This window comes from Halobellus limi (assembly GCF_004799685.1).
Lineage (GTDB): Archaea > Halobacteriota > Halobacteria > Halobacteriales > Haloferacaceae > Haloquadratum > Haloquadratum limi.
On record NZ_CP031312.1, the window covers coordinates 101092 to 128031 of the forward strand.

Annotated in this window: 22 protein-coding genes; 8 read left to right on the forward strand and 14 right to left on the reverse strand. The window is 64.9% G+C overall.

The genetic code is table 11. The features are described 5' to 3' along the window. Nucleotides 1-56: 56 nt before the first annotated feature. The gene (locus DV707_RS15080) at nt 57-800 is read right to left on the reverse strand and encodes a creatininase (protein ID WP_160113981.1); all 744 of its coding nucleotides are present in this window, start codon (nt 798-800) and stop codon (nt 57-59) included. Between the two features lie 114 nt (nt 801-914). Then, the gene (locus DV707_RS15085; RefSeq protein WP_103993197.1) at nt 915-2201 is read right to left on the reverse strand and encodes a cytosine deaminase; all 1287 of its coding nucleotides are present in this window, start codon (nt 2199-2201) and stop codon (nt 915-917) included. 271 nt (nt 2202-2472) lie between these two features. Here DV707_RS15085 and DV707_RS15090 point away from each other — a divergent pair, with 271 nt between their 5' ends. Further along, a complete protein-coding gene (locus DV707_RS15090) occupies nt 2473-3090 on the forward strand; it encodes a helix-turn-helix domain-containing protein (protein WP_205742824.1) in 618 nt (205 codons plus the stop codon). Nucleotides 3091-3857: 767 nt separating this feature from the next. Here DV707_RS15090 and DV707_RS15095 read toward each other — a convergent pair. The 5 genes from DV707_RS15095 to dgoD all read right to left on the reverse strand — a co-directional run bounded on the left by DV707_RS15095 (nt 3858) and on the right by dgoD (nt 9477). After that, on the reverse strand, nt 3858-4661 hold the full coding sequence (locus DV707_RS15095) for a class I fructose-bisphosphate aldolase (protein ID WP_103993199.1): 804 nt from the start codon (nt 4659-4661) through the stop codon (nt 3858-3860). Nucleotides 4662-4789: 128 nt separating this feature from the next. After that, nucleotides 4790-5926, reverse strand: a complete 1137-nt coding sequence (locus tag DV707_RS15100; protein WP_103993244.1) for a carbohydrate kinase family protein — start codon at nt 5924-5926, stop codon at nt 4790-4792. A gap of 151 nt (nt 5927-6077) precedes the next feature. Then, nucleotides 6078-7103 carry an alcohol dehydrogenase catalytic domain-containing protein gene (locus DV707_RS15105; protein WP_103993200.1) on the reverse strand — a complete coding sequence of 342 codons (1026 nt, stop codon included), beginning with the start codon at nt 7101-7103 and terminating at the stop codon, nt 6078-6080. Between the two features lie 102 nt (nt 7104-7205). Beyond that, nucleotides 7206-8240 carry an NAD(P)-dependent alcohol dehydrogenase gene (locus DV707_RS15110; protein ID WP_103993201.1) on the reverse strand — a complete coding sequence of 345 codons (1035 nt, stop codon included), beginning with the start codon at nt 8238-8240 and terminating at the stop codon, nt 7206-7208. A gap of 85 nt (nt 8241-8325) precedes the next feature. Then, nucleotides 8326-9477, reverse strand: a complete 1152-nt coding sequence (gene dgoD, locus DV707_RS15115; protein WP_103993202.1) for a galactonate dehydratase — start codon at nt 9475-9477, stop codon at nt 8326-8328. Between the two features lie 130 nt (nt 9478-9607). On the opposite strand from dgoD, the gene DV707_RS15120 reads away from it, so the two are divergent. Further along, nucleotides 9608-10381 (forward strand): SDR family NAD(P)-dependent oxidoreductase, encoded by a 774-nt coding sequence (locus DV707_RS15120; protein ID WP_103993203.1) that lies wholly within the window; start codon nt 9608-9610, stop codon nt 10379-10381. Between the two features lie 30 nt (nt 10382-10411). Here the strand turns inward: DV707_RS15120 and DV707_RS15125 are convergent, their stop codons facing one another. The 6 genes from DV707_RS15125 to DV707_RS15150 form a co-directional block, all read right to left on the reverse strand. Further along, nucleotides 10412-11905, reverse strand: a complete 1494-nt coding sequence (locus tag DV707_RS15125; protein ID WP_103993204.1) for a rhamnulokinase — start codon at nt 11903-11905, stop codon at nt 10412-10414. A 15-nt stretch (nt 11906-11920) separates the two neighbouring features. After that, on the reverse strand, nt 11921-12574 hold the full coding sequence (locus tag DV707_RS15130; protein WP_103993205.1) for a class II aldolase/adducin family protein: 654 nt from the start codon (nt 12572-12574) through the stop codon (nt 11921-11923). Nucleotides 12575-12695: 121 nt separating this feature from the next. Further along, nucleotides 12696-13844, reverse strand: coding sequence for an ABC transporter ATP-binding protein (locus tag DV707_RS15135; protein WP_103993206.1), 1149 nt, complete (start codon nt 13842-13844; stop codon nt 12696-12698). An 85-nt stretch (nt 13845-13929) separates the two neighbouring features. Further along, nucleotides 13930-14805 carry a carbohydrate ABC transporter permease gene (locus DV707_RS15140; RefSeq protein WP_103993207.1) on the reverse strand — a complete coding sequence of 292 codons (876 nt, stop codon included), beginning with the start codon at nt 14803-14805 and terminating at the stop codon, nt 13930-13932. Then, complete coding sequence (locus DV707_RS15145; protein WP_103993208.1) at nt 14805-15740, reverse strand: carbohydrate ABC transporter permease; 936 nt, start codon at nt 15738-15740, stop codon at nt 14805-14807. The genes DV707_RS15140 and DV707_RS15145 overlap by 1 nt, the downstream gene beginning before the upstream one ends. 27 nt (nt 15741-15767) lie before the next feature. Further along, entirely contained in the window at nt 15768-17234 is a 1467-nt protein-coding gene (locus DV707_RS15150) for an ABC transporter substrate-binding protein (protein WP_103993209.1), read from the reverse strand. Nucleotides 17235-17616: 382 nt separating this feature from the next. Between DV707_RS15150 and DV707_RS15155 the strand changes: the two genes are divergently transcribed. From DV707_RS15155 to DV707_RS15165, 3 genes are all read left to right on the forward strand, one after another. Then, entirely contained in the window at nt 17617-18651 is a 1035-nt protein-coding gene (locus tag DV707_RS15155) for an alcohol dehydrogenase catalytic domain-containing protein (RefSeq protein ID WP_103993210.1), read from the forward strand. A gap of 366 nt (nt 18652-19017) precedes the next feature. Further along, nucleotides 19018-19785 carry an IclR family transcriptional regulator gene (locus tag DV707_RS15160; RefSeq protein WP_103993211.1) on the forward strand — a complete coding sequence of 256 codons (768 nt, stop codon included), beginning with the start codon at nt 19018-19020 and terminating at the stop codon, nt 19783-19785. 698 nt (nt 19786-20483) lie between these two features. Continuing rightward, nucleotides 20484-21440 (forward strand): carbohydrate kinase family protein, encoded by a 957-nt coding sequence (locus tag DV707_RS15165; RefSeq protein WP_103993212.1) that lies wholly within the window; start codon nt 20484-20486, stop codon nt 21438-21440. 43 nt (nt 21441-21483) lie between these two features. Here the strand turns inward: DV707_RS15165 and DV707_RS15170 are convergent, their stop codons facing one another. Next, complete coding sequence (locus DV707_RS15170; RefSeq protein ID WP_103993213.1) at nt 21484-22521, reverse strand: P1 family peptidase; 1038 nt, start codon at nt 22519-22521, stop codon at nt 21484-21486. 184 nt (nt 22522-22705) lie between these two features. Here DV707_RS15170 and DV707_RS15175 point away from each other — a divergent pair, with 184 nt between their 5' ends. The 3 genes from DV707_RS15175 to DV707_RS15185 all read left to right on the forward strand — a co-directional run bounded on the left by DV707_RS15175 (nt 22706) and on the right by DV707_RS15185 (nt 26901). Then, nucleotides 22706-23335 (forward strand): hypothetical protein, encoded by a 630-nt coding sequence (locus DV707_RS15175; protein ID WP_103993214.1) that lies wholly within the window; start codon nt 22706-22708, stop codon nt 23333-23335. Between the two features lie 141 nt (nt 23336-23476). Next, nucleotides 23477-24244, forward strand: a complete 768-nt coding sequence (locus DV707_RS15180) for a hypothetical protein (RefSeq protein WP_136361900.1) — start codon at nt 23477-23479, stop codon at nt 24242-24244. A gap of 149 nt (nt 24245-24393) precedes the next feature. Beyond that, nucleotides 24394-26901, forward strand: coding sequence for a tubulin-like doman-containing protein (locus DV707_RS15185; RefSeq protein WP_103993216.1), 2508 nt, complete (start codon nt 24394-24396; stop codon nt 26899-26901). Nucleotides 26902-26940 lie beyond the last annotated feature (39 nt).

Below are 26940 nucleotides of genomic sequence, written 5' to 3' on the forward strand. Positions count from 1 at the left end.
GAGGCCCCCGGTGGATCGGTGCCCGGACTGTTTCACGGACTTCTGTCCGACGGCAACTACTCGAATTCCGTCTCGATCGCGTTGATGAGCGCGCCGATGACGTCGTCGACGACCCGCCGACCGACGTCGGCGGTTCCATACGTGGCTCGGTAGAAAACGCCACTGTCCGGGATCGTCTCCGCGGGTGCCGGCTTGACGATGTGCGGTGGGGTCCTCTCCGCCTCGTCGTCCACTATTTCGTCCTCTCGCACGAGCTCCGGTCGGAAGTGACGCATCAGCGCCGTCTCGATGACCCCGGCGTGTTCTTTCTCCCAGCCCGGAAACCCACCGGGAACCTCTTCGAATATCTCGTCTCGGAGCGACGGCGACAGCAGATCCCACCAGCTCGCGATGAGGAACGTCGCCTGCGTGCCGCGTTCGATCTGGCGGTCGATGGCTTCTCGGATCGGGTACTCGTTCTCGTAGTGCCCGTTGAAGAAGACGATTTTCCTCGCCCCATCGCGTTCGAGGTCACCGATGACGTCCTGGATCTGTCGTCGGAGGGTCCCCCCGTGAACGCTCGTCGTCCCGACGAACTCGGATCCACCGCCGCTTCCGGGCTGGGACTTCGCACCGTACTGTATCGTCGGCGCGACGATGCCGTCTACGCGCTCGGCCGTCCGCTCCGAGAATTCGGTCGGGATTATCGAATCAACGTTCATCGGCAGTCCCGGACCGTGCTGTTCGGTACTCCCCACGGGGACGAAAATGGGGACGCGTTCGATCCTTCGATCGTACTCCTCCCACGTCATATCGCTCATACGGACCGCTGAGTGGCCAGTAGTCATACGACAGAAGTGTATCGTTCTTTCTAATAAAATCTGGTGTGGAGTTCGGACCGCGCGCCGATGGTTGCGGGTTGGATTCGGCTCGAATCAGGGGCGGTGAAAGTCGATATCGGTACTCTCCGCTCCGAACTGGACCGTCGTTTCGCTCGGCTGAGTCCGTGCGACCGGGACCCCGTCTTTCAAGACCAGCCGCCGGGGAGGTCGCGTTCGCAACGTATCGAACGCGCTGAAACTGTCATACACGACGAGTGATCCTTCGTCGCCCGGTTCGAGCCCGTAGTTTTCTGCGCCGAAGATGCTCGAGTTCGCCACCGTCAGCATATCCCAGATCGTCTGGACGTCGTCGTACCCGCTCATCTGCGCGTAGTGAATCAAGACGTACGCGGCGTCGAGAGGGTCGGCCTTCCCGTAGTGATACCAGGGGTCCATAACGGAATCGTGCCCGAGGCCGACCGTGACTCCCGCCTCGTGGAGTTCATCGATACGGGTGTGTCCCCGTCGTCGCGGGTAATCGTCGTATCGACCCTGCAATACGCTGTTGTCCGGCGGGTTAGTGATCACACTTACGCCGCTCTCTGCGAGGAGCGAGATCACCTTGCTCGCGTACGGATTCGGGTACGAGTGGAGCGCGGCGGCGTGGCTCGCCGTCGTTCGCTCCCCCCAGCCGTGTCGCCGAGCCTCGTGTGCGAGTACCTCCGTGAACCGGGACCCGGGGTCGTCCGTTTCGTCGATGTGCATATCGATTTTCAGGTCTTTCTCCCTGGCGACGTCGAACGCGGTTCGGATCGATTCTACCCCCGTCTCCCGGGTCGGTTCGGCGTGAGGGATCGCTCCGACGACGTCGACGTCCAGTTCGACCGCCTCCCGGAGTGCGGCCTCGTTTCCGTCCGCGGTGTAGATTCCGTCCTGCGGGAACGCGACGACCTCGATGTCGATGAACTCCCGGAGTTCCCGACGCAACTCGACGAGCGCCTCGACCGTCGAGAGGGTGCTCTCGGTCGCATCGGCGTGGGTTCTGACCCTCGTGACGCCGTTTGCGACCAACCACTGTATCGTCCGCTGAGCCCGCTCTTTTACGTCGTCCTTGGTCAGTTCCCGCTTGTATTCGGCCCAGATGTCGATCCCCTCCGAGAGGGTTCCTTTCTCGTTCCAACGGGGGTCCCCCGCCGCGAGGGCGTAGTCCAAATGAATGTGCGGTTCGGTGAGCGAGGGGGTGACCAACCGCCCGTCGGCATCGAAGACGCGTTCCTCCTCGGCAGAACCACCGGAAAGGGTCCCGGCTTCGGTCACGTCGCTGATCACTCCGTCTCGGATCCGAACGTCCACACGTCGATCCGCCACAGTCGTGGCGTTCAGTATGGTGAACTCTCCCATAGTACGCCATCCCGTGTCGTTCATATAATATTTGGTGATTGACCGTCGGTACTGTTTAGTTAGGGTGAAACCGTCGGGCCGGCTGGGGTGAAGACTTCGGATGCCCCCTTCCATTCCCGCCCGCCGGCGGTTCTCTGCGCAGTCATCGCGTAACTAACGCGACCTCTGGATCGCCCGAAGAGGTAATGTTGATGTGTACGCCCCGCTAAGCCGTACTATGTCGATTATAACGCGAGTCTACTTTTCTCATCCCAGAATGGCGCTGGCGCACGTGATCGAATCGGTGCCACACGTCGAAATACGGGCGCTACAGGAGGTGAGCACGGACCCAACACATAATATGCATTACTTCATTGTGAACAGAGGTAGCACTCGGCAGTTCGAAGAGAGCGTCGAAGCCGATCACACGGTCGCGACCGCTCAGCGGGTTCCGAGTTACGAAGATCAGCCCGTCTACCGCATCGAATTCACCCCCGATACGCTGTTGCTCGGGTCTATCGTCACCGAAGAGAACGGATTCGCACTGAACGCGTACAGACACGGCGACGGTTGGATCGAGCGGTGGCAGCTACCGGACCACGAGTCCCTCCAGAAGATCTGGAACTTCGCGGACGAACGGTCGTTCACGTTCGAGATCTTCGAGATCCACCAGGTGTCAAACTACAGCAGAGGCAACGGTCACGGACTCACCGAAAAGCAACAGGAACTGTTGGCGATAGCCTATCGAAACGGGTACTTCGACAAACCCCGCGGAATGACGCTCGAAGAGATCGCCGAGAGGCTAGACATATCGACGTCCGCTGCGAGTGGGCGCCTCCGAAGGGGCGTAAAACAGCTCATCGAACGGTCGGACATCGATGCCTCGATCGGCCCAGACATCGAAGAGTAACGCCGGTAGTGATTTTTTGAACTCCCCCAACGTCGTCGCCTCGGTCGGAATGCCGGCCGGGAGTCGGCGGGGCAGTTCCCCGACTCCGGCCCCGTCTAAGTCCCCTCGAGACGACCGCCGGACTCGCTCGGAGGCTCCGCCTGGATCGGTCGCAACGACACGAAGTCCGAGCTTTCGCCGACGCCTCCACCGCTTCGGGAGGCCGAGAGAGTTGTGGCGGCGAGTTGGGATGGTCAGCGGGAACTCGGATCGCGGGGATCCCCCACTGAATCCAGACAGATATAATATACATTCGAAAATTTAGTTTTATATTATTATCAGATGAAGTATAAGCAATTTAACTCTGTTCGAGGCCGTCTAGAATCTAAAAGGCCCGCAATAAGGGGCTCTTGCCGCGCAAAAGCCGCTAACGGAATTTGTTCGACTACTCGAAATCTCGTTCTACGGTCGATACTATATTCTAACTTATAATTATTTTAACTTACATAATTATTTCTATCTTAGTGCTGGATCGAATTTCTATATGGGATATTTTAATTTTATTCGTTGTTTTTGTGCCACTATTATATTCAAATATTCATAATTATTTGTTTTTATTAAATATATTTAAATTGTTCCAGGGTCGAAGCAGGCGGCGAACGGCGAGTCGGTTCGTCCAAGGGAACAGGGAGGCCCTTCGAGCGGGTCCGTGATCTGAAAAATACTACCGGTTGATGTCGGGTTTACTCGACGATCTGGTTAGAAACGGGGATCGCCGACGGGGCGCATCAGGCGTCCCAGACGTCGTCGACGGACTTCCCTTCGTGGATGATGCCGTCGAGCGCGCGCACGACGCTCGTGGGGTCCTCGGTCTTCCAGATCGACCGGCCGATCATAATCCCGCGGGCACCCGATGCGATCGCGCCCTCGACGTTCGAGAGCATCGCCGCCGTGCTCCCGGACTTCGGGCCGCCGAGGATCATCACCGGGACCGGCGAGTGCTCGACGATCGGTTCAAACGTCTCGACGTCGCCGGTGTAGGGCAGTTTCAAGACGTCCGCGCCGTACTCCCAGGCCATCCGCGCCGCCCGCGCGACGTACTCCGGATGCGTCTCCAGTTCCGCGGGCACCCGGCCCCCCCACATCACTGGTTCGACGACGAGCGGAACGCCGGTCCCGCGGAGCGCCTCGGCCATCTCGGCGACGTACGAGAGGTTGCGGACGAACATCTCCCGGTCGTCCCGGCCGAAGACGAGCACGATCTTCACGCCCGCCGGATCCACGTCCAGCAGGAGCTCGGGATCGAACGCCGGCGTCCACACGTCCTGGCCGTCGTCGAAGCCGGGGCGCGTGGAGTTCGTCACGATATCGGCGGTGACGACGACGTCCGCGTCGGCCTCGGCGATCACGCCGCCGTACCGACGCGCGAAGTGCGGCCCCACGAGGACGGCGTCGGGACCGCCGTCGAGGACGGCCCGCAGGGTCGCCTCCGGATCGCGAAATCCCTCGGTCGCGCCGAGAGCGAGGCCGTGATCGATCGCCGTGACGAGTGCGTTGCCGGATGCAGTCTCCAGAAGGTCGTAGTCGCTCATCGTGGTTTCCTCGACGGAAAGGACACGCAGCGCCGACAAAGAGTTTGGGGTGCGATCGCAGCGTCCGAAGCGCGAGCGGAACGAGGTTTCGCTCGACGGTGAGTCCGGACCGTCCGTGACGACTTCGCTCAGTCCGAGAGCAGGTCGTCGTACTCGTTCACGGTCGCGGTGATCTCCTCGAAAGACGGCGGCGATCCGGTCCGGACGAACCGGTTCGCGACGGCGTTCCCGAGCGTCAGAGCGGCCCCGTCGTCGAGCCCGTAGAGGAGCCCGAGCGCGAAGCCCGCGTTGAAGTGATCGCCCGCGCTGGTCGTGAGCGCCGGATCGGGCACCTTCGGAACGTCGACGCGGGCCGTGCCGGCCTCCGAGAGCGCGAGTGAGAAGTCCACGTTGTGGCCGACGAAGCGCGTCACGTCCAGGTTGTCGTACACGACGGCCGCGGCCTCGGCGAACGAGCGGTCCGGCTCCGCCGTCGTCAACCGATCCGCCAGCGCGAGCGTCTCGACGCGGTTCGCGCTCAGCGTGAAGTCCGCGACCGCCGCGAGTCCCTCGAGCGGCCCGATCCCGCGCTCGACCTGTTCGGCGGTCAGCTGCCGGATGTCGCCGGGGTCGAAGAGGATTCGTTCGGGGGGGTCCGAGAGCCTCGGCCAGAGGTCCTCGCGGAGCCCCGAGAGGACCGACGGGAGCCGGGGCATCACCGTCCAGTAGCCGATCCCGAGGAGTTCTGTACCGTCGACGTGCGCCGCGAGCTCGTCCAGCGGAATCGTCTCGACGACGGTCTCCCAGTCGAATCGCAGGTAGCTGCCCGGTTCGATGAACATACACTTCCCGTCGTCGAACTCGACGGCGTGGGTCTCGCCGGGTTCGCCGAGCGAGGCCATCTCGTAGGCGCCGAACTCCTCCGCGAAGACGTCTCTGATCGGTCGCCCGAAGGTACCGATCATCGCCGGATCGTAGCCGATCCCGCCGAAGAATCGGGCGAGATGAGACGTGTGACCGCCCGTTCGGGTCCCGTTTCGGACCCACTCGACCGCGAGCGAACTGTTCTCGTCGGCCGAGTCCCGGAAGCGATCCGCGAGCGAGTCCAGCGTCCGGATCGGCGTGTACGACTCCGGGCCGTGGCGGGTGTCGACCATCTCCTGGACGGCGTCGATCATTCCGTCGAACCCGAAGACGACGTCGCCGCCGTCGACGGACGCCGGCAGCTGTCGCTGGCAGGCGCGGACCGCCGCCTCCGTGGTGACGTCCGGGTGCGTGACTGACATACCCGAAGTCGAATCGAGCGGCATAAATCAGTTTTGTCAGTGGTCCGTTTTTTCACTGGTTCGTCGACGCATACTGATTACTCTCACTTTGTACCACCGAGCACCACCCCCGTTACCGGCGCTCGGAGGGAGGAGACGAGAGTAATCAGTATCAGCGGCCGGGAGAGACGATCTTCTTCAGCCCCTCGCTGTCGGCCATCCGGTCGAATGCGGTCTCCAGTCCGGAGAGGTCGAACCTGCCGGTGACGAGCGGGTCGACCTCGACGCGGCCGCCCCGCAGGAACGTCACCGCCCGGGAGAACGTGTTCGGCGTGAGCGCGAACGTGCCGACCAGTTCGAGTTCCCGGTAGTACACGTCGAACGGGTCGATCTCGATCGTCTCGTTCTGCGGTGGCACGCCGAAGACGAGCGTCGTGCCGCCGGCGGAGGTGATCGAGTGCGCCGTCTCGATGGTGTCGGGGAGTCCGACGGCCTCGACCGCCACGTCGACCCGATCGACGAGATCCCCGACCCGCTCCGGGAGGGGCGTCGCGGTGGGGTCGACGACGTGGTCCGCGCCGAGGTCGGCCGCCGTCTCCCGCCGATGATCGACCGGTTCGGAGACGACGGTCGTGCCCGCGCCGCTGGCGCGGAAGGCCTGCAGCAACAGGAGGCCGATCGGGCCCGCGCCGACGATGACGACGGTGTCGCCGGTCTCGATGTCGGCCTGATCCACCCCGCGGATGCAACACCCGAGCGGTTCCGCGAAGGTCGCCTTCTCGTAGGAGAGGTCGCCGATCGGTTCGAGGCTGGCCGCCGGAACGCGGACGTACTCGGCGAACGCCCCGTCGAGGATCTCGTCGCCGGCGCCGCCGATGGCGACGAGGTCCTCACAGAGGTTCTGCCGGCCCGTATCGCAGAACCGACAGTCGCCGCAGGGGCGTCCGGGATAGACGGCGACCCGGTCGCCCGCCTCGACGCCGGTGACCCCCTCGCCGACCTCGACGACCTCGCCGGCGCTCTCGTGGCCGGGGACGAGCGGGAACTCGGCGGGGAACGTCCCCCGATACAGGTGGTAGTCGGTCATACAGACGCCGCAGGCGCCGACCCGGACCACCGCCTCGTCGGGGCCGGCCGCGGGTCGCTCGCGCTCCTCGACCGAGACCTCGTCGCGGTCGGTGATGACGGCCGCTCTCATCGTCGACCCCGCCGGGAGGGCGCGTTCGCGTAGTCGGACTCGCCGCCGCGTCGCGTGTCGTCCGAACCGTGTCCAACGGGTGGAACGCTGGATCGAGGCGTCTCACGCATCGTCGAGCGAGATCATCCCTTTGATCACGGTCGGTTCCATCGCGCGGTCGAACGCGTCGTCGACGTCCTCCAGCGAGGACCGGAAGTCGACCATCCCCTCGACGTCGACGACGCCGTCGGCCAGCAGGTCGATCGCGGCCGGGTAGGTGTTCGCGTAGCGGAACGACCCGTGGACGTCGATCTCGTTGTCGATCACCTCCAGGACGTCGAAGGGCACCTCCGCCTCCTCCGAGAGGCCGACGAGCACCACGGTCCCGCCGCGTCGAACCCCCTCGAGCGTCGACCGGATCGACGGCTCTGCCCCCGAGGCCTCGACGACGACGTCCGCACCGACGCCGTCGGTGTACTCGTCGACGGCCGTCGCGAGATCCGTCTCTCTGACGTCGATCGCGCGGTCGACGCCGCGTTCGCGAGCGAATGCCAGTTTCTCCGGGACGACGTCGGTGATGAGGACGTCGGTGGCCCCGGCCGCGCGAACGGCCTCCGCGACCGTCAGTCCGATGGGGCCGGCACCCGTCACGAGGACGGTGTCGCCGGTGCCGACGTTCCCGCGCTGCGCGGCGTGGAGGCCCACCGAAAGCGGTTCACAGAGCGCTCCCTCGACCGTCGAAACGGTCTCGGGGAGTCTGTACGCGAAGTCCGCCGGCCAGGAGACGTACTCGGCGAACGCCCCGTCGTGCGGGGGCGTCGCCATGAACTCGACCGACTCGCAGAGGTGGTACTCCCCCCGCTTGCAGTGGCCACATCGCCGACACGGCACGCCGGGTTCGAGGGCGACGCGGTCGCCCGCCTCCAGTCCGGAGACGTTCTCGCCGACTTCGACCACCTCGCCGGCGCTCTCGTGGCCGAGGACGAGGGGCTCTTCGACGACGTAGTCGCCGATCCGGCCGTGTTCGTAGTAGTGGATATCGGAGCCACAGATGCCGACGTCGCGTATCGCGACGAGCACGTCGTCCGGTCCGGGCGTCGGACGTTCCCGATCCTGCAGTTCGAACTCCGTCGGTTCGACTAACACAGCGGTTCGCATACGGGAAATCACGGCAATCGACTACAAAAATGTACGGGTCACAGCGGGTGGCGACGGCTGCGACCAGGCGCGCCGACCGGGCCGGTCACCACTCGGCGACGCTGCTGTCCTCGTGGTGCCAGACCGGGTTGTACCAGTTGACCTCGGCCTCGGCCTGCTCGCGGACGCGCTCCTCGTCGATCTCGATCCCGAGGCCCGGGCCGGTCGGGCGCTCGACGTAGCCGTCCGCGAACTCGAACGTCGCCGGGTCTTCGAGGAACGCCAGGCGCTGGCTCTCCTCGGGCGCGTCCAGCCCGAGGTCCTGCTCCTGCATCACGACGTTCTGCGAGCAGAAGCCGACCTGGAGGCTGGCGGCGAAGGCGATCGGTCCCAGCGGGCAGTGGGGGATGACGGCGACGTCGAACGACTCCGCGAGCGAGGCCACCTTCCTGAGTTCGCTGATGCCGCCGACGTGGGTGACGTCGGGCTGGATGACCGAGACCGCGTCGTCGACGAACAGCCGCTTGAAGTCGTACCGGGAGTAGAACCGCTCGCCGGTGGCGATCGGGATGGTCGTCCGGTCGCTGATCGCGGCGAACCCGTCGCTGTGCTCGGGGAGGAGCGGCTGGTCGACGAACATCAGGTCGTACGGTTCGAGTCGGCGGACGAGTTCGGCGGCCATCGGCTTCGAGACCCGGCCGTGGAAGTCGACGCCGAGGAAGGCGTCGTCGCCGACGGCCTCTCTGACCGCCGCGACCCGGTCGACCGCCCGGTCGACGACGGCGGGCGTCTCGATCGGCCGGAACTCGCGGGCGAAGTTGAGCTTGAACGCCCGGTACCCCTTCTCGTAGTCCTCGCGGGCCGACCTAGCGATGTTCTCGGGGCTCTCGCCGCCGAGCCACTGGTAGACGAGCATCCGCTCGCGGACGTGGCCTCCGAGCAGTTCGTGCACGGGAGCGCCGTAGTGTCTCCCCTTGATGTCCCAGAGGGCGTGATCGATGCCCGCCAGTGCGCTCATCAGGATCGGCCCGCCGCGGAAGTAGCCGCTCTGATAGAGCTTTCGCCACTGGTACTCGGTGCGGAGCGGGTCGGTTCCGAGGAGGTACCCCTCGACCAGTTCGCCGACCGCCGTCCGGACGGTGTCGAGCCGGCCCTGGATGATCGGTTCGCCCCACCCGACGACGCCCTCGTCGGTCTCCAGTTTCAGGAGTAACCACCGCGGGGGCACGGCGAACAGTTCGTAGTCCGTGATTTGCATAGCCGTTTCAACTCCGAGCAGCCACTTGAATGGGCGGGCTACCGCCCGGTCGAGCGCGGAGGGTCCGGGAGGAGAGAGGCCGCGGTCGCATAGATTTAATTATCGGGGGAACGCGTGTACGAACGTCAGTATGAGCGTACTGGAGAGCTTCTCCCTCGAGGGAGACGTGGCCGTCGTTACCGGTGCCGCACAGGGACTCGGCAAGCAGATGGCGGCGGCGCTCGCGGAGATGGGCGCCGACGTCGCGATCGCCGACGTGAACCACTCGAAAGCGTCCGAGACCGCGGCCGGTCTCGGCGGGGAGACGGAGGCCATCGCCGTGGAAGTGGACGTCACCGACGAGGCCTCCGTCGAGGCGATGGTCGAGGCGGTGACCGACCGACTGGGGCCGATCGACGTGCTGGTCAACAACGCCGGCATCGTCGAGAACTCGCCGGCCGAGGAGACGCCGATCGAGTCCTGGCGGCGCGTGCTCGCGGTCAACCTCGACGGCGTCTTCCTCTGCGCCAAGCACGTCGGTCAGCAGATGCTCGATCGCGGGGAGGGCCGGATCGTCAACATCTCCTCGATGTCGGGCTTCGACGTCAACGTCCCGCAGAAGCAGGCCAGTTACAACGCGACGAAGGCCGGGGTGTCGATGCTCACGAAGTCGCTGGCCGTCGAGTGGGCCGACCGCGGCGTCCGGGTCAACGCCATCGCGCCCGGCTACATGCGGACCGACCTCGTCGACGAGGTGCTCGAAGAGAACCCCGAGATGGAGGAGACGTGGCTCGAGAACACGCCGATGGGTCGACTCGGGCGACCCGAGGAGCTGCAGGAGCTGGTCGTCTACCTCGCCTCCGACGCCTCCTCGTACATGACCGGCTCGACGGTCGTGATGGACGGCGGCTACACGTCGCGGTAACGCCCCTCGACCCCCGAACCGCCCGGCGGGTTACCCCCCGCTCGGGAGGTTCCGCATCCGTTCTTTCGCGCGCCGCCAGTCGGCCGCCTCCGAGGGCTCGTACGTCGTGAGTTCGAAGGAATCGGCGACCAGTCGACGCCCCGCCTCGACGTCGGGGAGAGTCCCGACCGCGACGGCCTGCGTCAGGACGTTGCCGACGGCCGTCGCCTCCACCGGCCCGGCCGTCACCGGCCGGTCGGTGGCGTCCGCCAAGAGCCGACAGAACAGGTCGTTGCGGACGCCGCCGCCGCCGAGCGCGATCCGCTCGGGCGACCCGCCGACCGCCGCGGTCAACGCGTCGAACGCGAGCGCCGTCTTCGTCACCACGCTGTCCAGCAGACAGCGGACGACCTCGCCCCGGGAAGTCGGAACCGGCTGGTCCGTCCGCCGGCAGTACGAGCGGACCCGTTCCGGCATCGACCCCTCGATCGAGAACGCCTCGGCGTCAGGGTCCACGAGTGCGACCCGCGGCTCGGCCTCCCGGGCCGCCGAGAGGAGGCAGTCGTAACCGACCGGCTCGCCCGCCTCTCGCCAGGCCGCGCGGCACTCTTCGAGCAGGAAGAACCCGTTGACGTTCTTCAGGAGTCGGACCGTCCCGTCGGCCCCGAGCTCGTTCGAGAACGCGCGCTCGAAGGCCGCGTCCGTCCGGACCGGATCGTCGCGCTCGACCCCGAGGATGAACCAGGAGCCGGTGTTGAGGAACGCGGCGTCCTCGGCGAGCGGGAGCCCCGCCACGGCGGCGGCGGTGTCGTGGCTGGCGGGCGTGAGGAGTTCGGGCGGGGAGTCGGCGTCTGGCGCGAACCGGTCGTCGACCGGGCCGAGCCGTTCGCCGGGTTCGGCGAGCGCCGGGAGGAGGTCGGTCGGCAGCCCCAGTTCGTCGAGGAGGTCCGTCGCCCACTCGCGGCGGCCGGCGTCGACCATCTGCGTCGTGGACGCGATCGTCACCTCGCCCGCCGGTCGACCACCCAGGAGGAACGAGAGCAACTGCGGCATCAGCAGCAGTCGATCGGCCCGGTCGAGCAGTTCGGGCTCCCGCTCGGCGATCGTGTGGAGCTGCCACAGCGTGTTCGGCGTGTTCCAGTTCGTGAGGCCGGTGGCCTCGAACAGCCGTCGCTTCCCGACCGCCTCGAACAGGTCCTCGCGGGTGGCCGTCGCCTCGGGATCGCGGTACGACGTCGGCGCGCGAAGCAGTTCGCCGTCCGCCAGGAGGCCGAAATCCAGCCCCCAGGTGTCGATGCCGACGGTGTCCACTCGGGCGGTCCGTTCGGCGCCGGCCCCCAGTCGGTCCGCGTGGCCGGCGGCGGCCGCCAGTCCGGACTCGATCTCGGCGACGAGCGCGTCGACGTCCCAGACGTACCGCCCGTCGCGCTCGACCGGCCGGTTGTCGAACCGGTAGACCTCACGCACGTCGAACGTCGTCGGCGTGACGCGACCGAGATACACCGTTCCGCCGCTGGCGCCGAGGTCGATGGCAACGTGGTTCATCGGATCAGTTCCCGGTCACTGCCCGTAGCTGTCGAGTTTCCCGCTCAGGCGGTCGATCTCGTCGTCCGGGAGGATCTCCGGATCGCCGATGGCGCGGGCCTGGTAGTGGATGCGGGCGCAGTACTCGACCATCAGCGCGACGTCGTAGGCGTCTCCCAGAGACTCGTCCGCGGTCAACACGCCGTGGTTGCGGAGCAGCGCCGCGTTGTACTCGTCACCGAGGGCGTCGACGGCCGCCTCGCCCAGTTCCGCCGTCGCGTGCGTCCGATACTCCGCGACCGGAACCGCCGAACCGGTGAACGCGATGAGGTAGTGGGAGGCCGGGATCGACTCCCCGAGGGAGGCGAACGTCGTCGCGTACGGCGAGTGGGTGTGGACCACGCCGCCGACGTCGGGGCGCTCGCGGTAGACCGCCAGGTGCATCGGGACCTCAGTCGAGGGCTCGACGTCGCCCTCGACGACGTTCCCGTCGGTGTCGACGATCGGGACGTCGACGGGATCAATCTCCTCGTAGGGGATCCCCGAGGGACTGATCGCGATGTGATCCTCGTCGAGTCGGGCACTGAGGTTACCGCCGGTGCCGGTCGTCAGGTCGTCCTCCAGCAGACTGCGGCCGTACTCGCAGATGGCCTTTCGCGTCTCGTAGTGGGTGATGTCCGTGTCTGACATGGTTCGTAGCGTGGAAGTGTTATCGTGAGTTAGTAAGTCGTTCGGTGCGTCGAGGCCGCGCCGCACCCTCGGCGTCGGGAGCGGTCGGAGACCGGCTCTCGGTCTCCGAGTCAGCCGCGGCTTACAGTTGGCCTTCGAGTTCGACCTCGGCGTCCTCGCCGAGTCTGCGCTGGTGGATCGTCTCGCCGTCCTCGGCGTCGAACAGGTGGACGTCGTCGTCGGGGATCTCGACGTACACCGTCTGGCCCTCGTCGATCGCGCGCTGGCCGTCCGTTTCGACGATGAACGTCCGGTCGCCCTCCTGCTCCGTCGCACGGAGGTAGACGTAGGAGATGCTGCCCATCGGTTCGACGACGTCGACCTCGGCCTCCAGTTCGTGGCTGGGCCGGGTCGTCTCGTGGATCTTCGCGTCCTCCGGACGGATCCCCAACACGAATTCGTTGCGGCTGCCGACCGCCGACTGCATCTCCTGGGTCAGATCGAAGTCGAACCCGTCGAGGCGGAGCGTCCCGCCCTCCGTCTGGCCCTCGAAGAAGTTCATCGACGGCGAGCCGAGGAAGCCGGCGACGAACCGGTTGGCCGGGCGGTAGAAGCACTCAAGCGGCGTACCGACCTGCTGGAGTTCGCCGTAGTTGAGGACGACGAGCCGGTCGCCCATCGTCATCGCCTCGGTCTGGTCGTGGGTGACGTACAGCGTCGTCACGTCCAGTTCGTTCTGGAGGCGGTTGATCTCGGTCCGCATCTCCGTTCGGAGCTTCGCGTCGAGGTTCGAGAGCGGCTCGTCCATCAGGAAGACGTCCGGGTTGCGGACGATCGCCCGCCCGAGCGCGACGCGCTGCTGCTGGCCGCCGGACATCTCGCCGGGCGTGTTGTCCAGCAGCCGACCGATCCCCATCTTCTCGGCCGTCTCGGTGACGCGGGTCTCGATCTCGTCGTCGGACATGTCGGTCGACATCTTGAGACCGAACGCCATGTTCTCCTCGACGGTCATGTTGGGGTACAGCGCGTAGTTCTGGAACACCATCGCGATGTCCCGGGCCCGCGGTCCAAGCTCGTTGACGACGGTGTCGCCGATGACGACGTCGCCCTCGGTCTGCTTTTCGAGGCCGGCGACGATGCGAAGCAGCGTCGACTTCCCGCTGCCGGAGGGCCCGACGAACACGACGAACTCGCCGTCCTCGATCTCGAGGGAGACGTCGTCGACGGCGACGACCCCGTCGCCGCCGGAGCCGAACCGCTTCGTGACGTCGTCGAGATCTACTTTCGCCATCGGTTCCCTCCCGTCCGTCGGTCGGTTCCCGCCGCTGCGGGACGGTGGTTCGGAGGCGATTCGGCCGATCGTCTGTGTGGAGCGTTCATTCTTTGATCACCACGCCGAAGCTGAGTCCGGCAGCGAGATACTTGTTGACCGCGATGACGAAGATGACGACGGGGATGATCGTCGCGGTGGTCGCCGCGGCGAGCATCCCCCACTCGATCTGGCGCACCCCGATGAACTGGTACACCTGCATCGTCACCGTCACCGCGTTGTTGTTCGTCAGCACCAGCGAGAACAGCAGTTCGATCCAGGCGAAGATGAAGCTGATGATCGCGACCGAGAAGATCCCGGGTTTCGCCGCCGGCAGGATCACCTTTCGGAACGCCTGGAACCGCGTCGCGCCGTCGACGCGCGCGGCCTCCTCCAGCGTCTCGGGAATCCCGTCGAAGAAGGCCTTCATCACCCACACGACCAGCGAGATGTTGATCGTGATGTACATGAAGATCATCCCGACCCGCGTGTCGTAGAGGTTCAGCGCCCTGAAGATCACGAAGAACGGGATGATGACGGCGACGGGCGGGAGCATCCGCGAGGAGAGGATCCACACGAGGACGTCCCGCTGTTTCGGGATGTCGTACCGTGAGAGCACGTACGCCGCCGGGACCCCGATCAGGAGGACGAGAATCACCGACGCGCTGACCATGAACACGCTGTTGAAGAACGCGTAGACGAAACTGGACTGCTGGAGCAGCTGGAGGTAGTTGTACACCGTCGGCAGGAAGATCCAGTCCGGCGGCAGCGAGATGGCCGCGCTGGGCGGCTTCAGCGACATCGAGACGATCCAGTACAGCGGGAAGAGGACGACGAAAGACCACACCAAGAGCGCGGCGTGTCGGCCGACGGAGACGAGTCGCTCCCGAGTCGTCTTCGACAGTCGGCTGTCGGGCTGCTGTGGGCCGTCAGCGGTCGCCATCAGTCCCACACCCCCTCGAACCCGACCTTGATGATCAGGATGTTACACAGCGCGATGATGCCGACGAGGTAGACGATGGCGATGGCGGCCGCCCCGCCGAGGTCGACGAACGTGAACCCCGTCTGGAAGATGTTGATGCTCACGAGCTCCGTCGCCGTCCCGGGGCCCCCGCTGGTGAGGCTGAACACCAGGCCGAACGTCCGGAAGAGGTCGATCAGCCGGATCAGGATCGCGACGAACAGCACCGGCTTCATGTACGGGATGATGACGTGGACGTACCGCCGCCACAGCGGCGCGCCGTCGACCTTCGACGCCTCGAGGAGCGTCGTCGGGACGGAGGACATCCCCGCGTAGAAGATGATGAACATGAACGGCGTCCAGTTCCAGGTGTCGACCAGAATCACCGTCAGCAGCGGCACGTCGCTGAGGAAGTTCGGGGCCACGAACGGCGTGAGTTCCCGAACGAGATAGGGGACGATCCCGATCTCGGTGTTCAGCATAATCCGTCCGATGGTCGCGAGCGAGACGGGCGCGACGGCCATCGGGATGATGAAGATGATCCGGTAGAACGCCTTCATACGGTCCGATTTGACGCCCGTCACGAGCGCCGCGAGGACGAACCCGATACCGGTCTCCAGCGCCAGCGCGCCGGCGACGAACGTGATCGTGATCACGAACGAGTTGATCGCCCCGCCGCTCGTGAACACCCGCTCGTAGTTCGCCAGGCCGTTGAACTGGCCGATCGTGTTCGGGTCCGTGAGCTGGTACTTCACGAGGCTCAGATACAGGTCGTAGGCCCCGGGGAAGATGGTGATCAGGAGCATCACGAGCACCATCGGCGTGATGAACCAGTAGGGGAGGTAGGCGTTCCACAGCTCCCGCAGCCTGGCCAGTCCGGACGGCCCCTGTGATGTGGTTTGGGTCGGTGTGCTCATTGGGTGTCTTGAGGGTGTCCCATCGGGTTATTCGCCGGCGATGTCTTCGGCCGCCGACGCGGCGCTCGTCATCGCTTCCTCCGCGCTCTGCGAGCCGCCGATGGCGGTCTGCAGTTCCTCGGAGTAGGTCTGGCCCCACTCGGGGTACTGGCTGTCGAACGGGTCGGGCGCGGCCTCCTGCAGCGACTCCAGCGTGACGTCCGCGAAGTTGTCGCCGACGCGGGAGCGGAACTCGTCGTTCTCCCAGACGGACTGCCGCACCGAGAACGCCGCGCTGCTGTTGAGGTGCATCCAGGTGTTGGTCGGCTGCGAGGAGGCCCACAGCATGAACAGGAACGCCTCCTCGGAGTTCTCGGCGTTCTTCGAGGTGGAGATCTGCCAGGCGTAGGCGTTCGGTGAGAACTGGCCGTCCGCCGGGGCCGGCGCCTTCGCGATGCCGACGTTGTCGGCGACGTCGGAGGCCTCGGGGTCGGTCAGGCCGGGCCAGAACAGGTTCGCGTCCGAGACGATGTGACCGGCGCGCCCGGACTGCATCGTCGAGAGGACGTCCGACCACGTCTGACTGGACGCCCCCTCCGGACCGTAGTCCTGGAGGAGGTTCACGTACCACTCGGCCGCGGAGATGGCACCCTCGGAGTCCAGCCCGGAGTTGCCCGGGTAGCTGTCCCAGAGTTCGGCACCGAACTGACGGATGAACGTGTTGAGGATGTAGATGTTCATCCCGTAGCCCTGCTGGCCGCGACCGACCGTCCCGACGACGTCCGATTCGTTCTCGTGGATGGCCTGCGCGTTCGCGACGAATTCCTCCAGCGTCTCGGCGACTTCCAGGTCGTGTTTCTCGTAGAGGTCGGTCCGGTAGAACTGGGTCTGGACCTCCACCGTGATCGGAATGCCCGTCCAGGTATCGCTGTAGCCCCCACCGTGGCCCTGCCAGCGCGTGGCCTCGAAGAGGTCGTCCATCTGATACCAGTCCTCGTCGTACATACTGTCGTCCTCGAAGTACGGATCGAGCGCCTGGAGCCATCCGGACTCCCGGAACTGGTTGACGACCTGATCGAGGAAGAACACGTCCCACTCGCCCGCGCCGGTGCTCACGTCGGTCAGCCGCTTCGTCCGGAACTCCTGTTCGGGCAGCACGTTCCAGACGACGTCGATGCCGGTCAGTTCCTCGAAGACCGGGATCGCGGGGTCGATCGCGTCGACCCAGGGGTGCTGGACGGCGCCGATGTTGATCTCGGATCCCTCGAACTGCCGCCAGTCGATGTCGGCGCTCTCGTACTCGCTCAGGGGGATCGCGAGCTCGTCCGATCCGCCGTCGCCCGATCCACCGTCGCCGTCACCGCCGCTGTCCCCGCCGGAATCCCCCGAGGTCCCGTCACCGGAGCCGCCGCCGCTGTCGCCACCCCGCGTACAACCCGCGAGACCACCGAGAAGTCCGACGCCCGTCGCTTTGAGGAAATTACGCCGTCTCTGCCTGTTGCGTTTGCTTGTCATAGTCGTCGACCTCATCCCGTATCGAATTATCCATTAATAATAAAACTAATCATTAATCAACTGTGCTACATATAGTGGTATAGAGCGGTTTGCCACACGCTGGAATAGAGCGCGGTCGGTACCGGTGAGCAGTCGGTACCGGCGGTTGGCGGTCCCAGCGGTTCAGCTCGGGCGGCTTCGGCGACAGTCGGAGAAATATTTTAATAGGAGGTGCGAATACGTTGGGCCAGCGGCAGACGCGGGCGGAGCGCCCCTCGTCCGAAGGTACCGATCGGAACTGACGGAACCGGTGCGTCGATTTCAACAGTATGCCAAGAGACCGTACACGCAACACGAATCGAAGCACAGCCACACCCGAACAGCAGCGGAGCGCGGATCGCTGATGCGCGCCGCAACGCTAACAGACGTCGGAGCGGTCGAGGTGCGGGAACGCGACCGCCCGACTCCGGGCGACGACGAGTTGCTGGTCCGCGTCGGCGCCTGCGGCGTCTGTATGACCGACTACCACATGTACCGCGGGTCGTTCGACGTCGAAACCCCGATGGTTCCGGGCCACGAGACCGCGGGGACCGTCACGGAGGTCGGCGCCGACGTCACCGGCTACGCGGCCGGCGACCGGGTCGCGATCAACCCGACGGTCCCGTGCAACACCTGCACGTACTGTAAGCGGGGGGAGACGCACCTCTGCGAGAACAACACCAGTATCGGCGGGGCGGCGGACAACGTCATCGACGGGGCCTTCGCCGAGTACGTTCGGGTGCCCGAGACGAACGTGGAGGACATCGGCCAACTGTCGTTCACGCGGGCGTCCCTGGCCGAACCCCTCGCCTGCGCGCTCCACGGCGTCTCGCAGGTCGAGTGTAGGCCCGGCGACAGCGTGGCGATAATCGGCGCGGGACCGATCGGCCTCCTGTTGCTGCAGGCGTTCCGCAACGTCGGTGCCGCGCCGATCGTCGTCTCCGAACTCGACGAGACCCGGCGGGCGCTGGCAGCCGAGATGGGGGCCGACGAGGTCGTCGACCCGGACGCCGTCGACGATCCGGTCGCCGCAATCGCGGACGCGGCCGGCGGGCCGGTCGACGTCGGGGTCGAGGCGATCGGACTCGTTCCGACGATCAGGCAGGCCAACGCGGTGACGGCGAAGGGCGGGTCCACGCTCGTGTTCGGCGTTCCGGCGCAAGAGGAGACGATGGAGATCAGTCCCTTCGACGTGTACTACGACGAGGTGGACTACCGCGGATCCTACTCGCTGACGACCGAGGACTTCGAGCGTGCGGTGACGCTACTGAAACACGACCGTATCGAGGCGGATCGGCTCGTGACCGATCGGATCGGCCTGGGAGACCTCCCCTCGGCGTTCGACCGGATGGCGAACGCCGACGGGCTGAAGCACGTCGTCGTGCCGGACTCCGAGTGAGCGACGCGTCCCCGGCCACCGATTCGACGGGGCGCACCGGGGAGGCCTCAGCGAGAAGCGAACGCGAGTGCTCTGTTCTGTGTACCCTGAGAGCAACCGACAACCTGAGCCGATCAGCGGCGGTCGCGGAGCGTACCTCGAAGAGGGCGTGCGAGATCGTCTTCGACGGATACGGAGAGGTACCGCGGCTCCCCGGAATCGTTCTGTAAAGAAGAACGAATAAAATACACGCGAACCTTCGTCGATATTTGGTGTTGTGTTAACAATCATTATATACTACAGCACGCCCCACATATCGTCGGTGATGACGGTTGTTCTGCTCTAGTGAACAGATATTAGTGGGCCGCGATCGTAGACTGCGGGGAGATGGACGAGAAACCGCGGTACGCTGTCGAGGCGACCGGGACGTCGCTACGGATACTGGAGACGCTGGTCGAGGCGTCGGAACCGACGGGAGTCACCGCCCTCTCGCGGGAGGTGGGCGTCGCCAAGAGCGTCGTGCACAACCACCTTTCGACGCTCCGCGCGCACGGCTACGTTGCGAAGCGGGACGGTCGATACGAACCGTCACTGGGGCTCCTGCGACTCGGGGCGCGAGTCCGCCGTGACGTGCCGATCTACCGGGACGCCAGGGAGGCGGTGGACAATCTGGCGGCGGCGACCGGCGAAACGGCGACGCTGTACGTCCGAGAGGAGGGGGACGCGATTCCGATCCACATCGCGGCGGGGGACGCGGAGTGGACGCCGCCGTTCGGCGTCGGCGACAGGATCCCGCTTCACGTCAACGCACCGGGGAAGTGCCTCCTGGCGTCTCTCTCCGACGAGGCCCTCGAGGCGGTTCTCGACGGGGAGGAGCGTGAGGCGTTCACGGACGCGACGATCACCGACCGAGACGAACTCACGGCGGAGCTGAGACGGGTCCGGGACGACGGCATCGCGTTCTGCAGAGGTGAACACTTCGAGGGAGTCGTCGGCGTGGCCGCTCCGATCACGTCGACGGGGTCGTATCGGACCGCCGCACTCGGCGTCTGTGGACCGGTTGATCGGCTCAACGGTCGATATCTGGAGGAAGACGTCACTGGACAGGTACTGAGCACGACGAAGTCGGTCCAGGTCGAACTGGCTTCCGGGTGATCGTAGTCCGCAGCCTCGTCTTCGAATCACTGCGCTAGACGCAAATAAATAACTAGCGTACGTTTGTTATCCTAACGGACGGTCGAGGCGGGCGCGACCTCCCAGGGACGGGACGAACGATGGCATCGGCGGAGGCACACCGTCGCGATCGGATGATGATTGAAAATATAATCTTCCGTATAGTAATTTGGAAAGACTTCTTTCTTGATATACTATATTTCTAAGACTATTGTTTATTAACGGAGATCTCAAATATAATCGGTTCGGTATTGGCCGGTGGCGTTTGGTTTGTAGACCAGATTTTTACTGTTTAGACGTATTTTATAGTTGGTTTTCGAATGCAATCAGACCGGTAACATTCTGTATAAAATATATTTTCGGTACTTGAAACGAGAAGGCGATCTTCTGACTGTCTTGAACGGATATTTATCAGTTTAGTTTATATATTTATAACTCGTGAGAAATCGTCTCTGGCTGCGAGGAACGGATGCCGAAGCGGATCATCGAACGACGAACGAGACGACGACAAGAGCTAATAACGTCTGTCCGGAACCGGTACGCAATATGGAATCACTCGCAGCGCGGGGCGAGGTACTGTCGGGAGATCGCCGACGGGGATGGGTGACGACACGAGCGAGGTCTGACCGCCGGTGTCGCGGTCGCCGTCGGCCCTCCGGCCGCAGGTCACAGAGCGAAGAATGACCGAGCGTTCGATACTCGTCGCCGGAGAGATGCTGGTCGATTTCATCCCGGCGACGGCCGGACCGCTGGGGGAGGTCGAGTCGTTCGACCGGCGGGCAGGCGGGGCACCGGCGAACGTGGCCGTCGCACTGGAGCGTCTCGACGAGCGGCCGTGGCTGTGTACGAACCTCTCGACCGACGGGTTCGGCGACTTCCTCGCGGCGACGCTCGAAGCGGAGGGCGTTCCCGACCGGTTCGTGACGCGGAGCGCTCACCCGACGGCGCTGGCGTTCGTGAGCCACGATCGGAACGGCGACCGGAGCTTCACCTTCTTTCGCGAGGACACGGCCGATATGCACATCCGGACCGGCGGCGTCGACGAGACGGCGCTCGCGGACGCCGAATGGCTCGTCGTCGGGGGCGTGTCGCTCACGGACGACCCCTCGCGCTCGGCGGTGATCGACCTCGCCGAGCGTGCTCGGGACGCCGGCTGCCGGATCGTGTTCGACCCGAACACGCGTCCCGACCTCTGGTCTGAGGACTCCACGCGGACGCTCGAACGGATGCTCTCGTTGACCGACGTACTGAAAGCGACACCGGCCGATTTCGAGCCGACGAACGTCCCGGTCGACGGGGAGACGTTCGGCCGCCGACTGCTCGAAACGGGGCCCGACACGGTCCTCGTCACCCGGGGCGCAGCGGGCGCGAGAGCGGTGGCCGGACCGGACGCCCCGTGGGGTGCCGGCGAGTGGTCCCACGGGGGGTACGAACTCGACGCCGTCGTCGACGCGACCGGCGCGGGGGACGCGTTCCTCGCCGGCGCGCTGTCGGCACTGGTCGACGGGAGCGGCCCCGAGGAAACGCTCGCGTTCGCGAACGCCGTGGCTGCGGTCTCGACCACTGAGAGCGGCGCGATGGCCGCCGTGCCGAACCGCGAGGCCGTCGAGGAGTTCCGAACGCGACAGCGCGGGTGACCGCCAACGAGCACGGACCTGCGGCGGATCGTTCGAGGACCGGCTACGAACTCCCGGACTCCCGGGCGTCGACCGCCCGCCTGACGGCGTCGAGCGGGAGCGCTTCGACGGCGGTCCCGTCTCCGCTCACAGTCGTCTCCGCTCGGGTGAGCGAGTTGTAGATCGCCTCCTCGGTGGCTTCGACGGCCGCCCTGAAAAGCGGCGTGAGCTCCCCGTCGGCGAACTCCTCGCCGCGGTCGTTGGCGAACCCGATCGCGAAGTCGCCGCTGCCGTGGTGGGCGATGCCCCCGACGCGGCCGAGTCCGAGTCCCGTCCGCTGCACCAACCGGCCCAGTTGGCGCGACGACAGCGCGGCGTCGGTACCGACGAGCATCATGATCGAGCCACCCGCCGAGGAGGCCTCGGTCGACCCGTCGACGTACCGATCGACGTGGAGCCCGTCGATCCGCAGATCCGCTGGTTTCCCCGTGTTCGTCAGGACGAGCGCCCCGACGACGTGTCCGTCGACGCGGCGTGAGGCGGTCCCGATTCCGGCCTTCCACCCGAAGCCGGTCGTTCCGGTCCCGGCACCAACACACCCCTCCCGGGTGTTCGACGTCGACGCCGCCTCGAAGGCGTCATCGACGTGCACCGACGTGACGTGGCGCCCCCTGATGTCGTTGAGGACGCCGTCGTTGCACTCCCCGACGACGGGGTTGACGGACGTGGCGGACGCCTCACTATCCAGCACACGGCCCGCGATCTCGTCGGCGACGCCCCACACGTCGAGCGTGTTGGTCAGCCCGATCGGCGTCTCGATCCGGCCGAGTTCGTCGACCTGCGGGAGGCCGACGGACTTGCCGTACCCGTTCAGGACGTGCGTCGCGCCCGTGACCGGCGCGTCGTACACGTTCCGGTCGATCGCGGGATCGATCACCGTCACGCCGGTGCGGAGACAGGGTTCGTCGTCGGGACCGCCGCGACGGACGGTCCGGTGTCCGACGGCGACGCCGGGGACGTCCGTCAGCGCGTTTTCCCCGCCGGTCGGCAGTCGTCCGGGGTCGATTCCGAGGTCTCGCACGCGTGCTCGGGTTCCACTCACACACCGCCGTACCGGGGCCGTTCAATTAATGTTGTCGCGGCGGTCGACACGGGAACGTGAACCTGGCCTGAACGCGTACCGGGCTTTGAGGGGGCACGCACGGGCGCGCACAGGAACCACCCGTCGAATCGTGCCGTCGATCCAACAGAATATTTATAGATACGACGTGAGGCGAGAGACGACAATGGCGGACGACACCGACGGGAGCACGGGAGCGCGCGGCGAGTCGACCACGCTCGCGGTCGCGCGAATCGAGGGCAACGAGACATCCCGATCGATCGCGAACCTCGACAATATCGGGGACACCGCCATCGTCGGAATCACGTTCCTCCTGGCCGCGCTCGGCACGTGGGTGACGTTCGCCTACCCGCGACTGGCCTCGACGCCGGTGATCCGGAGCGTGTTCGTACTCCTGGCGCTGGCGTCGGTCTCCGCCACGCTTGCGAGTATGTACTACCTCGTCGACTCGCTCGCCCCCCGCCGGTTCTACGGCGACGGCGTCGGCGACCGGTTCTTAGATCACAAGTGGTTCCCCTGGCTGAACGACGATCCCACGGACCTCGATCGGTTCAGCCGGACCGAGATCGACTCGCCCGCGGACCTGGAGCGGGCGGTCGAGGAGTGGATCGAGGGGTACGACGAGGACACGAGAATCGACTCCGAGGAGGCCTTCCAGTACTCCCGGCTGTTGAACTACAAACTAGTGGCGCGTCACAAGGCGCGGAACACGGCGTACGGAATGGCGTTCCTCCGCCTCGCGGTCGTCTGTCTGGGACTCGTCATCACCGTCGGGATGCTCGGCGGCGTCTTCTGAGAGCGACCCCCTGACCGCGTCGCGGCGCTCAGAGCCGGTGAGCGAAGCGATCCGCCTCACCGACAGACCGCGCCGCCGGTTACGATTAGAATAATCACTGATTGAAAAAGTATTAAGCCGCATCCCCGGATGCAAACACGTATGCGAAGCGCACGGCTGCTCACGATTATTCTCGCTGTGGTTCTGGCCGCCGGAATGGTCGCGCCGGTAATGGCCCAGTCGGGGCCTGTCAGTACAGACATCTCGACGTCGTACGACGGCGTGGCGGACGGCAGACAGGCGATCGACGTCGAGGCCACGTTCTCGGCGTCCAGCGACGTGACGGGGCTCGAGATCCAGTTCCGAGAGACCGAGAACTCCTTTATCGACTATCAGGATTCGTTCAACATAACGACGAGTTCGAACGTCGAGTCCGAACGGACGAACCGGCGGACGTTCCTCATCGAGGAACTGCCGGCGGGTGAAACGGTGACGATCTCCTTCACGGCGTATCCGCGAACCCTCGACCAGGAAGAACTTCGCGCCGCCGTCATCGGAATGACCGCCGAGAACCCAAGAACGTTCGAGGACTCGGCCGTCGTCACGGCCGATACGTCTTCCTCGCCGCTCTTGGCGTATCAGAGTGCACAAGATCAGCTCGATCAGTTCGAGTTGCTCCGAACGGTCGGGATCGGGGGCGTCGTCGGGGCGGCCCTGATCGGGCTGCTCGGCCTCGTGACGGCCGGGTACACGTGGCGGATGAGACTGCCGAGCGAAATCGACGAGAAGGAAGAGGAGATCGCCAGCGATCTGGACAACCTCCTCGACGACGTCCAGGATCCGATCCTCGCCGACGAAATAGAACGAATCAAGAATAAATACGAATCCGAGGGTATTCTGGCGTCGGACGACGACCTGGACGACCTCTGACGCCGGCGTACCGGTGTGCGGTTGCTGGAAACGGCCGCGCCTGACATTGAGTGTCGGGTTGCGTCCGACAGTCGGAGGCTCACGCGGCTTTTTGCAGAGAGTGTGGGTATCCGAAATCACTATGTCGACGGGGTTAGGGATATGTTAATATGACACTGAATCCGACGGTCGTCGTGGGGGTAGGGGAAGCAGGTGTCAAGATGACTTCCCAGGTCTACGAGGAGTTACTGGAGATGCACGACGTCGACGAGACGACGTCTTCGCCCGACTTCCTCGACGACTTCCTGTTCATCACGATCGACACTCGCGAACAGGACCTCGACCGGTTCGCGAGAGAAGAGTTTCACGACATTCTCTTAGAGCCGCAAAGCAGCGTCTGGGAGAAGAACAAAAAGGAATTCAGTTACATCCACGACGGAATCGACGACCTCGACCCCGCGGGGGGCGCCTCGCGCCAGCGTCCGACGGCGCGGTTCTACATCGACAACGCCAGGAACTTCGACGACCTCTACTCGGAGCTGCAGACGGTCATACACACCTTCGCGGACAACGTCGCCGGCAACCCGAACCTCTGGATTATGAACTCCTACGGGGGCGGGACGGGGAGCGGTGCGTTCCCGCTTCTGACGGCGATCTTAGACGAAATCGCCGGCCGCCACGACAAGCCCTTCTGGTTCGGCGGCATCGGGTCGCTGCCTCGGCTCGACGAACTGGCCAGCGACGATATGATTCCGGCCGAGAGCAAGAACCTCTACGCGAACGCGTACTCGGCGCTGCGCGAACTCGGCGTCCTCATCGACTACGACTTCGCCGACGACACGGTGTTCGACGACGCCGGCGGGGCGAGCTATCCCTTCGAGATCGAACTGGAGTCGGACCCGGGAATCAAGGCGAGTTCGACGTTCGAGATCACGGAGAGCCCGTACGATTTCTACGGGCTGATGGGGCTCGACGAGAGCGAGGGCAAGAGCCACAAGCGGATGATGAACCGAATCGCGGCGAACACGGTGCTCTTCTTCTCCGAGGAGAGCGGACTGGAGGACTTCGGCGACGACCTCGTCCGCAACGACGATCCGCCGATCCTGTACTCCATCAGCAGCGCCGGCGTCCAGGTCCCGGTGGACGGACTGAAGGAGTACACAGACCTCCTGAACGAACTCAACGGCGTGGCGCGGCGGCTCCGAGACGTTCGGTTCGACGTGAATCAGAAGCGTGCGAACCGCGACGTCCTCAGGCGAATCGTCGACCTCGACGCCGAAACCGAGTTCGACTCGGACACGAACGTCGACGTCGAACTGTTGCCGACGTCGGAGTTGACCCCAACGGACGACGACGCGGGTCAGACGGACCTGGACGAGATCCTCGAACACGTCTCGAAGCTGCAGGAGCACGCCGCAGAGCACGTCGATCGGTTCGAGATGGAGAAGTTCAGCGAGCAGCTGCTGGACGATCGGGCCGAGACGATGCTCAACGGGACGCCGGCCCTGACCGATCAGATCGAGTTCGATCCCGATCCCGTCGTCGAGTTCTTCTACTACCAGCAGCTCGCCGAGGCGTACCGAGAACTGGAGAACGAACACTCCTTCCCCGAGAAGCTCGAACGGGAGTGGGAGAACATCAAGGACGACATACCGGAGTCGCCGATCTCGGTCGACGTGACGCAACTCAACAGCGCGGGAGCGGTCGAGCGCTGGGACGAGGCCGTCGCCGATTTCATCGATTACAAGCTCAGAGCCATCGACAAGGCGATCGACGACACGGGCCTCATCCGCGGGCGTGAGAAGCGGAAGAAGCTCCAGAACATGAAAGAGGAGTGGGAAGCCAAGCGGAGCAACCTCCAGCCGAAGGCCAGAACGTACAAGCAGATCGTCAGCGGGCGCGAGATGACGAGTGCCCGCGCCAGCGACGCGAAGGTCACGATCCGGAACTTCTACCAGGAGTACGACAGCCAACTCCAGAACGACCTCGAACCGAAGGAAAGCGACATCAAGAGCACGTACCGCTCGCTGTCGAACCGGAAGGACGCGCTGGAGACGAAGCTCGAAGACCCGCCGCGGGAGCGCTTCACCGACATCCCGTTCACGAGCTTCGAGGACGTCTCGCCGGGCGTGATCGAATCGTCGGCCAGCATCGTCGATCTCGTCTCCGGCCAGGTCATCGAGAAGTCGGAAGTCGTCGACGCCACCCGCCACGCGATCGAGTCGCTGGATGAGAACCTCGAAGACGTCGCCGTGAACCGGATCGACCCGCAGATCCGAGAGTTCATCGGCCTGCTCTCGAGCGAGGCGAACGAGGCGATCGTCGACGGGACCTACGACGCCGAAGTCGCCGGCAACGGCGTGAAACAGGCGTACAACAACTTCAAGGACGACAGCACGGTCAGTCTGGACGACGAGTTCTCCCTCCGGATGGTCGGGCTGTACGCGCAGATCCTCTTAGAGAACACGAGCGAGTTCGGTACCATCCACGAGCTGTACCGCGACCCGGACGAGAACGTCGGCCGACAGTTCGGCGTCGATATCGACGACGACGAGTTCATCACCGCGAAGTTCGCGTACCCGGAGCTGTTCCCGGACGACGAGCGAATTCCGGCCTACTTCGGTATCGAAGGCGAGTCGACGGACTCCGAGGACACCGATCTCGTGAAAACCGACTGAGAACCGGAGCGGGGCTTCGAGTCGGCGCTTTCGTCTTTT